The sequence below is a fragment of the Caulobacter sp. SSI4214 genome (assembly GCF_012184455.1).
Taxonomy (GTDB): domain Bacteria; phylum Pseudomonadota; class Alphaproteobacteria; order Caulobacterales; family Caulobacteraceae; genus Caulobacter; species Caulobacter vibrioides_E.
Window position 1 is genome coordinate 1 of record NZ_SZWJ01000125.1, and the last position, 10260, is coordinate 10260.

General features: G+C 69.0%; 10 protein-coding genes and 1 pseudogene. 10 read left to right on the top strand and 1 reads right to left on the bottom strand.

The window, feature by feature from the left end:
• Positions 1-178 precede the first annotated feature (178 nt).
• The 3 genes from FCU40_RS21425 (at position 179) to FCU40_RS21435 (ending at position 3961) form a co-directional block, all read left to right on the top strand.
• On the top strand, positions 179-1507 hold the full coding sequence (locus FCU40_RS21425) for a sorbosone dehydrogenase family protein (protein ID WP_168077734.1): 1329 nt from the start codon (positions 179-181) through the stop codon (positions 1505-1507).
• A gap of 12 nt (positions 1508-1519) precedes the next feature.
• Positions 1520-2374: a serine hydrolase domain-containing protein gene (locus FCU40_RS21430; protein WP_168077736.1), complete on the top strand. Its 855-nt coding sequence runs from the start codon at positions 1520-1522 to the stop codon at positions 2372-2374.
• Positions 2375-2509: 135 nt separating this feature from the next.
• A complete protein-coding gene (locus tag FCU40_RS21435; protein WP_168077750.1) occupies positions 2510-3961 on the top strand; it encodes a carotenoid oxygenase family protein in 1452 nt (483 codons plus the stop codon).
• On the opposite strand, the gene FCU40_RS21440 is transcribed toward FCU40_RS21435, so the two are convergent.
• Positions 3958-4872 carry an SDR family oxidoreductase gene (locus FCU40_RS21440; protein WP_168077738.1) on the bottom strand — a complete coding sequence of 305 codons (915 nt, stop codon included), beginning with the start codon at positions 4870-4872 and terminating at the stop codon, positions 3958-3960. The genes FCU40_RS21435 and FCU40_RS21440 overlap by 4 nt on opposite strands.
• Before the next feature lie 144 nt (positions 4873-5016).
• Here FCU40_RS21440 and FCU40_RS21445 point away from each other — a divergent pair, with 144 nt between their 5' ends.
• From FCU40_RS21445 to FCU40_RS21475, 7 genes and pseudogenes are all read left to right on the top strand, one after another.
• Complete coding sequence (locus FCU40_RS21445; RefSeq protein ID WP_206677362.1) at positions 5017-5553, top strand: TetR/AcrR family transcriptional regulator; 537 nt, start codon at positions 5017-5019, stop codon at positions 5551-5553.
• 51 nt (positions 5554-5604) lie between these two features.
• Complete coding sequence (locus FCU40_RS21450; protein ID WP_168077742.1) at positions 5605-5928, top strand: hypothetical protein; 324 nt, start codon at positions 5605-5607, stop codon at positions 5926-5928.
• An 80-nt stretch (positions 5929-6008) separates the two neighbouring features.
• Complete coding sequence (locus FCU40_RS21455; protein WP_168077744.1) at positions 6009-7406, top strand: NAD(P)/FAD-dependent oxidoreductase; 1398 nt, start codon at positions 6009-6011, stop codon at positions 7404-7406.
• Between the two features lie 137 nt (positions 7407-7543).
• The gene (locus tag FCU40_RS21460) at positions 7544-7795 is read left to right on the top strand and encodes a DUF2164 domain-containing protein (protein ID WP_168077746.1); all 252 of its coding nucleotides are present in this window, start codon (positions 7544-7546) and stop codon (positions 7793-7795) included.
• A gap of 221 nt (positions 7796-8016) precedes the next feature.
• Positions 8017-8652: a TetR/AcrR family transcriptional regulator gene (locus tag FCU40_RS21465; protein WP_168077752.1), complete on the top strand. Its 636-nt coding sequence runs from the start codon at positions 8017-8019 to the stop codon at positions 8650-8652.
• Between the two features lie 190 nt (positions 8653-8842).
• Positions 8843-9886 carry an alpha/beta hydrolase gene (locus tag FCU40_RS21470; protein WP_168077748.1) on the top strand — a complete coding sequence of 348 codons (1044 nt, stop codon included), beginning with the start codon at positions 8843-8845 and terminating at the stop codon, positions 9884-9886.
• Positions 9887-10042: 156 nt separating this feature from the next.
• Positions 10043-10260: pseudogene (locus FCU40_RS21475) on the top strand (NADPH:quinone oxidoreductase family protein); the annotation flags it as partial.

Below are 10260 nucleotides of genomic sequence, written 5' to 3' on the forward strand. Positions count from 1 at the left end.
CTTCCCGCGCGCGGCGGCGGAGGCCGCGCCCGGCGCACCGAGGCCCAGCAGGCCGCCCATCAGATATCTGCGGTTGATCGTTGTGGCTAAGAACTTCACCATGGCCAAACCCGTCTCGACGACCGTGGCCGATTAGAGCCCTCGCGCGTTGAACGCTGGATGAAGAGGGAGAGCGGCTATGCGTCGCGGTTTTTACGGGGCGCTGGTCGCCTGCGCCGCGCTCGCGGCCCTGGCGGGATGCGGCCAAAGCCCTGGCCAGACAGGGAATTCCGTCGGCTACGGCGCGAACCCCGCCCTGCCCGAACCGCGACGCGCCCTGATCCCGACCGTTAAGGTTTCCGATGTGGTCGGATGGCCGGCCGGCAAGACGCCGAAGGTTCCGGCCGGCTTCCGGATCCAGCCCTTCGCCACCGGCCTGGACCATCCGCGCTGGCTGCTGGCCCTGCCCAATGGCGACGTGCTGGTCGCCGAGACCAACGGCCCGCGCGACGGTGAGAAGCCGAAGGGCGTTCGCGGCTTCTTCGAGGGTCTGCTGATGAAGAAGGCCGGGGCGGGCGTGCCCAGCGCCGACCGCATCACCCTGCTGCGCGACGCCAATCACGACGGCGTGGCCGAGACCAAGGTCCCGTTCCTGACCCATCTGCACTCGCCGTTCGGCATGGCCCTGGTCGGCGACACGCTCTATGTCGCCAACACCGACGCCATCGTCGCCTTCCCCTATGTCGAGGGGCAGACCCGCATCGACGCGCCGGGCCGCAAGGTCGCCGACCTGCCGGGCGGACCGATCAATCACCATTGGACCAAGAACATCATCGCCAGTCCGGACGGCAAGGCGCTGTATGCGACCGTCGGCTCCAACAGCAATGTCGGCGAGAACGGCCTGGCCGCCGAGACCGACCGCGCCGCGATCCTGCGAATCGACCTGGCCACCGGCGCCAAGCACATCTTCGCCTCGGGCCTGCGCAATCCGAACGGCCTGGACTGGAACCCGGCCACCGGCCAGCTGTGGACCGCCGTCAACGAGCGCGACGAACTGGGCGACGACCTGGTGCCCGACTACATCACCTCGGTGCGCGAGGGGGGCTTCTACGGTTGGCCCTTCAGCTATTTCGGCCGACACGCGGACAAGCGGATCCGCGACAGCGACCGCCGCCCCGACCTGGTCGAGCGCGCCATCGTTCCGGACTTCGCGGTCGGGGCCCATACCGCCTCGCTGGGCCTGGCCTTCTATCAGGGCCAGAGCTTCCCGGCCCGCTATCGCGGCGGCGTGTTCGTGGGCCAGCACGGCTCGTGGAACCGAAACCCGCAGGCCGGCTACAAGGTGATCTTCGTCCCGTTCGAGGCCGGCAAGCCCGCGGGCAAGGTCGAGGACTTCGTCACCGGCTTCCTGAACGACAAGGGCAAGGCCCAGGGCCGTCCGGTCGGCGTCATCGTCGACAACAGCGGCGCCCTGCTGGTCGCCGACGATGTGGGCGACACGGTCTGGCGGGTCAGCCCGGCGCGGTAGTATCAAGGCAGGGTGGAATCGCGCGCCCTGATCAACTCCGCCGGAACCGAAACCCTTTCGGGCCATGCCGGCTCCGTTCCGTGGTGGAGCTTCACCAAGACGGCGCTGGCCATCGCCGCCCTGCGCCTGGTCGAGGACGGCCGTCTGGCGCTGGACAAGCCCCTGCCCGGACGGCCCTTCAGCCTGGCCCAGCTGCTGCGGCACGAGGCGGGGCTGCCCGACTATGGCGGCCTGCCCGCCTATCACGACGACGTCGCCGCCGGCGCGCCGCCCTGGTCGACGGACCGCCTGTTGGCCGAGACCGACGCGGCCCGTCTCCGCTATCCGCCCGGCGAGGGCTGGGCCTATTCCAACATCGGCTATCTGGAGGTCGCCCAGGTCGTCTCGGCCGCGTCCGACCTCGCGCTGGGCGAGGCCCTGCGCGCCCTGGTCTTCGCGCCGGCCGGCCTGACCGCCGCCCGACTGGCGCTGACGCCGGAGGACCTGGCCGACGTCGCCATGGGCGGCGCGCCCGACTACCATCCCGGCTGGGTCTATCACGGCCTGGTCGTGGGTCCGGCGATCGAGGCCGCCCGGCTGCTGCGCGCGCTGATCACCGGCGCGCTGCTGTCGCCCGAGACCTTCGCGGCCATGTTGGAGCGCCGCGCCCTGCCCGAGCATCGTAGCGCCCTGCACCCCGACCCGGCCTACGCCCTGGGCCTGATGCTGCGGACCGACGATCCGCTGAACCATCCTCTGGGCCACACCGGCGGCGGCCCCGGCAGCGGCTTCGCCGCCTATGCGCGCGGCTGCCGGGTCGTGGCGATCTGGACCGACGAAGCCTCGGGACTGGACGCGACCACCGAGGCGTTCGCGGCTCTGGCTTAGGACGCCCCCTTCGCGGCGCGAAAGCGACGCATGGGAAACTTGCACAACGAGACTAATGCGTCATACTAGGCGTCTCGATCGGGAGGAGCCGCCATGACCGTCGCCGAGATGAAGGTCGCCCAGAACGTCGCCGAGATGAAGGTGGAACGCCTGCCGCCGGTGCGCGTGTCGCTGTCGCCGACCAACCACCCGTACATGACCGGGCCCTGGACCCCGCTGCACGAGGAGGTCAACGCCTGGAACCTGCCGGTGCTGGAGGGCGCGATCCCGACCGACCTGGACGGCGTCTATCTGCGCAACACCGAAAACCCCGTCCATGACCCGCTGGGCCGCTATCACCCGTTCGACGGCGACGGCATGATCTGCCAGATCGAGTTCAAGGGCGGCGAGGCCTCCTATCGCAACCGCTTCGTCCGCACCCGCTGCTTCGAGGCCGAGCAGGAGGCTGGCGAGGGCCTGTGGGGCGGGCTGATGGACGGTCCGGGCACATCCAAGCGCCCCGGCTTCGGCGCCCACGGCGCCCTGAAGGACAGCGCCAGCACCGACATCGTCGTCCACAACGGCGAGGCCCTGGCCACCTTCTACCAGTGCGGCGAGGCCTATCGGCTGGATCCGCTGACCCTGGAGACCCTGGGCGTGGCCACATGGGCGCCGCTGGACGGCGTGTCGGCCCACCCCAAGGTCGACGAGGCCACCGGCGAGCTGCTGTTCTTCAACTACTCCAAGTCCGCGCCCTACATGCACTATGGCGTGGTCGACGCCAGCGGCAAGCGCACGGTCTATCAGGCGGTCCCCACGCCCGGCCCGCGCCTGCCGCACGACATGGCCTTCTCGTCGAAATACGCGATCCTCAACGACCTGCCGGTGTTCTGGGACCAGGAGCTGATGGCGCGGAACATCCACGCGGTGCGCCTGCACAAGGGCGTGCCGTCGCGCTTCGCCATCGTTCCGCGCCACGGCGGCGAGCCGCGCTGGTTCGAGGCCGAGCCGACCTATGTCCTGCACTGGCTCAACGCCTATGAGGACGGCGACGAGGTGGTGCTGGACGGCTACTTCCAGGAAAACCCGACCCCGCGCCCGCTGGAAAGCGCCCCCGACGGCCACGGCCACCTGATGGCCTATCTGGACGAGCACAGCTTCCTTCCCAAGCTGCACCGTTGGCGGTTCAACCTGAAGACCGGCCAGACGACCGAGAAGCACCTGGACGACCGGATCCTGGAATTCGGCATGTTCAATCAGAAATACGCCGGCCGGCCCTATCGCTACGCCTATTCGACCACCACGCGGCCCGGCTGGTTCCTGTTCAACGGCTTCGTCAAGCACGACCTGGAGACGGGCGAGAGCTGGTCGATCACCCTGCCCGACGGCGTCTACGCCAGCGAGGCGCCGTTCGCGCCCCGGGTCGGGGCGACCGACGAGGACGACGGCTATCTGGTCACCTTCCTGATCGACGAGACCAAGGGCCGCTCGGAGTGCGCGATCATCGACGCCAAGCGCTTCGAGATCGTCTGCCGCCTGGCCCTGCCCCACAAGCTCAGCAGCGGCACCCACAGCGTCTGGGCGGGACGCGAGATGCTGCGCGGCTAGGCGAAGCGGGCACCGGTCATTCGCTCGGAGACCGCCCAAAGGCGCGCGGCGGCGGCGGTGTCTAGCGCCTGGGCCGGGAAGCGGTCCGGCGCCGGATAACCTCGCGTCTCGCCCAGACCGTTCGGACCGTAGTAGCCGCCGCCCCGCGCCTCAGGCGACGTCGCCGCGTACAGGGTCGGCAAGGCGCCTTGGGCCACGGGCTGAAACAGGAACCACAGCAGGCTTCGGGCGCGGGCCGCTGCGCTCTCCCGGCCGGGCGCGTTGAACAGGAGCTCCGTGCGCGCGATGCCAGGATGGGCGGCGATGCTATCCACGCCCCAGCCGCCCGCGTCGCCGCGCCGCTGCAGCTCGAGCGCGAACATCAGGCAGGCCAGCTTGGATTGGCTGTAGGCCGGCATCGGCCGATAGCCGCGCTCGGCGTTCAGGTCGTCGAAATCGATCCTTCCGCCCCGGGCCGCGACGCTCGACACGGTGACCACCCGCGGCTTCAGCGCCCCGCGCAGCATCGGCATCAGGTGCGCGGTCAGGGCGAAGTGACCCAGATAGTTGGTCCCCAGCTGCAACTCGAAGCCGTCAGCCGTGGCGCGGCGCGTGGGCGGCGTCATCACGCCGGCATTGTTGATCAGCAGGTCGAGGCTGTCGCGCTGGCCCCGCAGCCGCGTGGCGAAGTCGGCCACCGACCGCAGGCTGGCCAAATCCAGCGTTTCGAAGCGAATGTTCGCCGCCGGAGCGGCGTGGCGGATCCGGGCCACGGCGTCCGCCCCCTTGCCCGGATGGCGGCCGGCGATGATCACGTCCGCCCCAGCCCGCGCCAGCGCCAGGGCGTCCTCGAAGCCCAGCCCTCCGGTCCCGGTGACGACCGCGCAGCGGCCGCCCTGCGGCGGAATGTTCTTTGTGGTCCAGCTAGCCATCGCCTTGTCCCCGTGAGAAAATCGCACTCGGTGCAGAAATTAATGCACTAAGTGCAATATTTCAAGTGGTCGAGATCAATGACCCACAGCGATCCTTCGCGCGCGTCCGGAGAAGGCCTGCGGGAACGCAAGCGGCGCGAGACCTTGCGGCGCATCACGGAGGCGGGAACACGGCTGTTCATCGCTCACGGCTACGAGGCGACGACCCTGGACGCCATCGCCGCCGAGGCCGGGATTTCCCGGCGAACGTTCTTCCACTACTTCAAGTCCAAGGACGAGATTCTGCTGGCCATGCAGGCGGGGCTCGGCGACCTATTGAGTGCGGCCCTGGCCCTAGAATCGCGGGATCAAAGGCCGATCGACGCCGTGCGCAAGGCGCTGGTCCGCATCAGCGACGCCTATGATCCCGGCGAAATGCTCATCCTGGACCGGGTGATGCGGTCCAGCGAAGCCGTACTCGCCCGCAAACAGGCCAGTTATGTCCAGCACGAGGCGACGCTGTTCGCCGCCCTGCGCGCGCTATGGCCGGAGGCCGAGCGGGAGACCGGGCTGCGGCTGGTGGCCATGATGTCGATCGGCGCGCTGCGCCTGTCGCTGGAGGCTTTCAATCGCGAGGAGGGACGCCGCCCTATCGCGGCTCTTCTTAACGAGGCCTTCGACGCGCTGGACACGGAAGTCTGAGCCGGCGATACGGTTAATCGCGCCTTTACCCTATTTCGCTAGCGTCGCCCCATGCGCCGCGCGCTCGCCTTTCTGCTCGTCGCCCTCGCCGCCCCGGCCGCCGCCGCGCCGGCCAAGCCCGTGATCGTGGTTCCGCCGCCCAAGGCCGCCGCGCCGCCTCCGGCGCCGGTCAACGCCCCCAGCTTCGTACTGCCCGCCCCGATCCCGCTGGCCAGCGCCCGGCCGCCCGGCGATCAGGCCCAGTGCAAGGCGACCTGTTCCAAGACGCTGTTCTTCTGCAACGCGGGCGGCGACGACGACGGCTGCGGCGGACGCTGGGCCCAGTGCAACGCCGCCTGCGTCGCCACCTACGCGCCCCAGACGTTCGGGCGTTGAGCGAGCTTACCTAAAGGCCGCTTGCCGGTTGGCGTAACGCCGGTACACTCACCTGAACAACGATAAGTCAGGAGGGTGGAATGTCGGCCAGGGTCCCCCACGCGAGGCTGCCCAAGGCGTGCGTCATCGGCGCGGGCTGCAGCGGCTTCACCACCCTCAAGCGGCTGAAGGACCTGGGCGTCCCCTACGACTGCTTCGAGATGTCCGACGAGATCGGCGGCAACTGGTACTACAAGAACCCCAACGGCCTGTCGGCCTGCTACGAGAGCCTGCACATCGACACCAGCAAGTGGCGGCTGGCCTTCGAGGACTTCCCCGTGCCGAGGGACTGGCCCGACTTCCCGCACCACGCGCAGCTGTTCCAGTACTTCAAGGACTATGTCGACCACTTCGGCCTGCGCCCGACCATCACCTTCAACACCAAGGTCGAGACGGCGCGGCGGACCAGCGAGGGCCTGTGGTCGGTGACCCTGTCGACCGGCGAGACCCGGCTCTATGACGTGCTGTTCGTCTGCAACGGCCACCACTGGGACCCGCGCGTGCCGGAATATCCGGGCGAGTTCGACGGCCCCGCCTTCCACGCCCACGCCTATTGCGACCCGTTCGATCCGGTCGACATGCGCGGCAAGAACGTCGTGGTGGTCGGCATGGGCAATTCGGCGATGGACATCGCCAGCGAGCTCTCGCAGCGGCCGATCGCCAAGAACCTCTGGGTCTCGGCCCGGCGCGGGGTCTGGGTGTTTCCCAAGTACCTGAACGGCAAGCCGGCCGACAAATCCGCCATGCCCGCCTGGATGCCGCGCAAGCTGGGCGTGGCCCTGGCCCGATCGGTGCTGAAGAAGACCGTCGGCCGGATGGAGGACTATGGCCTGCCCAAGCCCGACCATGAGCCGCTGGAAGCCCACCCGTCGGTCTCCGGCGAGTTCCTGACCCGCGCGGGCTGCGGCGACATCAAGTTCAAGCCGGCGATCAAGGCGCTGGAGGGCAAGCGCGTGCGCTTCGCCGACGACAGCGTCGAGGACGTCGACGCGATCATCTTCGCCACCGGCTACAAGATCAGCTTCCCGTTCTTCGACGATCCGGAGCTCTTGCCCGGCGCCGACCACCGCTTCCCGCTGTTCAAGCGGATGATGAAGCCGGGGATCCCGAACCTCTTCTTCATGGGCCTGGCCCAGCCCCTGCCGACCCTGGTGAACTTCGCCGAGCAGCAGGCCAAGCTGGCGGCCGCCTATCTGGTCGGTCAATACGCCCCGCCGCCGGAGGCGGAGATGGAGCGCATCATCGTCAAGGACGAGGAGCGCCATCTGGGCCAGTTCTACCAGGCGGCCCGGCACACCATCCAAGTCGACTTCAACGTCTATTGCGCCGACCTGAAGAAGGAGATCGCCAAGGGCGAGGCGCGGGCCAGGGCGGCCGGCGGCAAGCTGCCGGTGGCGGCGCGGGCGGAGGGCAAGTCGGAACCGCTGCTGGCGAGCTAAACCCCTTCCCCTTGGATGGGGAAGGGTTGGGATGGGGTGACACGGGTTTCGAAAAGGGCGCGGCCTTGCCACTATCCGACGCCTCATCACCCCCAACCCCGCCCTGCCCCCATCAAAGGGACGGGAGAGGACCAAGAATGCCCAAGATCACCTTCGACAAGGACACCCGCGCCAAGCTGGTCGGCGGGCTCTCGGACTACCTACGGACCGAGCTGGATCTGGAGGTGAAGGGCTTCGACGCCGAGTTCCTGCTGGATTTCATCACCGAGCGGCTGGGCCCCTATTTCTACAACCAAGGCCTCCACGACGCCCAGGCCTTGTACCGCGAGAAACTGGAGGCGATCAGCGAGGCCGTCTACGACATCGAACAGCCGGTGAAGCCGCTGTGAGACCTCCCTCGACTCCGATTTCCCCGGCGAACGCCGGGGCCCAGATGAGAGGCTGAGCGGTGTTCCAGCCGGCGCTTACAAAGCCTTATGATCTGGGTCCCGGCATTCGCCGGGAAGATCGGATGTGGAAGAGCCGCTCGCCAAACCCTTGCGTCCGGCCCCCGACTAAGGCTGTGATCATGACGGGGCGTCACGAACGTCCCGCCTTCGAGTCGCCGCCCATGTCGAACATCGCCTATTTCCCCAAGCCCCATGTCGATCAAAGGCCGGGCAAGCGGGAACGCACCAAGACGGCGAACCGCCAGGCGATCCTGGACGCCGCCCGCGCGGTGTTCGGCGAGCTGGGCTACGACGCCGCGACCGTGCGCGACATCATCCGCCGCACCGGCCTCGCCTCGGGCACCTTCTATAACTACTACAAGTCCAAGGAAGAGGTGTTCGACGCCCTGGCCGACGACGGCGCGCGGCGCTTTCGGCCGCTTCTGCGCGCCGAGTCCGAAAAGGCGACCGACTTCGAGAGCTTCGTGCGCGGGGCGATCCTGGCCTATTTCAACTTCGTGGCCACCGAGCAAGAGAGCTGGCGCCTCAACCGCCCGCCGGGCGAGCAGTTGCCGCACGCCCGCCCCTCGCCGGAGTTGACCGCGGTGTTCGACGAGGTGCGCGAGGGCTTCGCCCGGGTGCTGGAACGCGCCCATGCTCCGGCCGTCGACCTCGACTACCTGACCTCGGCCTGCATCGCGGTGGCCCGCGAGATCGGCGACAAGATGCTGGAGCGCCGCCCCATCGACACCGAGGGCGCGGCCGACTTCGCGGTCAAGCTGATCCTGGGCGGCCTGCCCGCCTTGCCGAGGTTGTAGGCCTTGACCTCCAAGCGCCCTTCCCCCGTTCTTCCCGGCGAAGGCCGGGATCCAGATCGAGCCCCGAGCGCCAGCGGGGTCGGGACAGGCGCGTCTCGGATCATCTCAAACCGCTCGGACTGAATCCGGGCCCCGGCCTTCGCCGGGGAGACGGGTTCGGAGCGACGCTAGACAATATAAGGGAGCAAACATGGCCTCGGACGCCGCGCAGAAGACCATCCTGAAGCTGATCCTGTCGCTGCCCAGCCCGATCCTGCGGGCCATGTCGGGCGGCGGCGTGGTCTATAAGGGCGGGCGCACGCTGGACCCGCGCTTCCAGTTCTTCGCCCACGCGGCCAAGAAGCTGCCGCCGATGAGCACGCTCTCGCCCGCCGAGGCCGTGGCCGGCAGCGCCCGGGGCCTGGCCGCCGTGCAGGGTCCGCTGGAACCCGGCGTGCGCACCGAGAGCCTGTCGGTCGAGGGGCCGAACGGACCGATCCCCTGCCGCGCCTATCGCCCCGAGAACCAGGACAGCGGCGCGCCGCTGATCGTCTACGCCCACATGGGCGGCGGGGTGATCGGCGACCTGGAGACCTGCCACGCCTTCTGCTCGATCCTGGCGCGGATCTGTCGGACGGCGGTAATCTCGGTCGACTATCGCCTGGCGCCGGAGCACAAGTTCCCGGCCGGCCTGGAGGACGTGCTGGCCGCCTATCGCTGGGCGCGGGACAACACCGCCCGCTTCGGCGCCGCGCCGGTCCCGCCGGCCATCGGCGGCGACAGCATGGGCGGCAACTTCTCGGCCATCGTCGCCCAGGAGATGGCCCGCAAGGGCGAGCCGCAACCGGCCGCGCAGATCCTGATCTATCCGGCCGTGGACGTGGCCAGCGAGACGCCGTCCATGACCACCTACGCCGACGCCTATCCGCTGACCCGCGAGACGATGGACTGGTTCATGGGCCACTATATGGGCCCCGACGCCGACCCGGCCGATCCGCGCCTGTCGCCGGACAAGACCGCCGACCTCTCGGGCCTGGCGCCGGCGGTGATCGCCACGGCCGGCTTCGACCCGCTGAACGACCAGGGCGAGGCCTACGCCAAGCGCCTGAAGGCGGCGGGCGTGCCGGTCAGCTACCGCTGCTACGACAGCCTGGCGCATGGGTTCACCGCGTTCACCGGCGCGATCCCGGCGGCCGACGCGGCCTGTCGCGAAATCGCGGGGCTGGTGCGGGAAGCGTTCGAGGCGAGGACTTAAGCCAAACACCCGATCTCCCCGGCGAACGCCGGGGCCCAGATCGAACCCGCGGACGCCGGATATTCTCAAAAGGCGCGTCTCGGATCATCCCAAACCGCTCAGGCTGAATCTGGGCCCCGGCGTTCGCCGGGGAGGTCGGATTTAAAAGGAGAGGGCATGAGTTCAATCCCACCCACCATGCGCGCCCTCGTCGTCGAGGACCTGGCGCCCGACTTCGCCGGCTGCGCGGTGCGCGAGGTGCCGACGCCGACGCCCGGTCCCGGCGAGGCGCTGGTCCGGGCGCGGGCGGCCAGCGTCAACTTTCCCGACCTCCTGATGACGCGGGGCGAGTACCAGTTCAAACCGCCCCTGCCCTTCACGCCGGGCCTCGACCT

Coding starts and splice junctions, on each gene's coding strand:
- FCU40_RS21440 (WP_168077738.1), bottom strand. CDS start 4,872: ATGGCTAGCTGGACCACAAAGAACATTCCGCCGCAGGGCGGCCGCTGC.
- FCU40_RS21465 (WP_168077752.1), top strand. CDS start 8,017: ATGTCGAACATCGCCTATTTCCCCAAGCCCCATGTCGATCAAAGGCCG.
- FCU40_RS21425 (WP_168077734.1), top strand. CDS start 179: ATGCGTCGCGGTTTTTACGGGGCGCTGGTCGCCTGCGCCGCGCTCGCG.
- FCU40_RS21450 (WP_168077742.1), top strand. CDS start 5,605: ATGCGCCGCGCGCTCGCCTTTCTGCTCGTCGCCCTCGCCGCCCCGGCC.
- FCU40_RS21460 (WP_168077746.1), top strand. CDS start 7,544: ATGCCCAAGATCACCTTCGACAAGGACACCCGCGCCAAGCTGGTCGGC.
- FCU40_RS21470 (WP_168077748.1), top strand. CDS start 8,843: ATGGCCTCGGACGCCGCGCAGAAGACCATCCTGAAGCTGATCCTGTCG.
- FCU40_RS21435 (WP_168077750.1), top strand. CDS start 2,510: ATGAAGGTGGAACGCCTGCCGCCGGTGCGCGTGTCGCTGTCGCCGACC.
- FCU40_RS21455 (WP_168077744.1), top strand. CDS start 6,009: ATGTCGGCCAGGGTCCCCCACGCGAGGCTGCCCAAGGCGTGCGTCATC.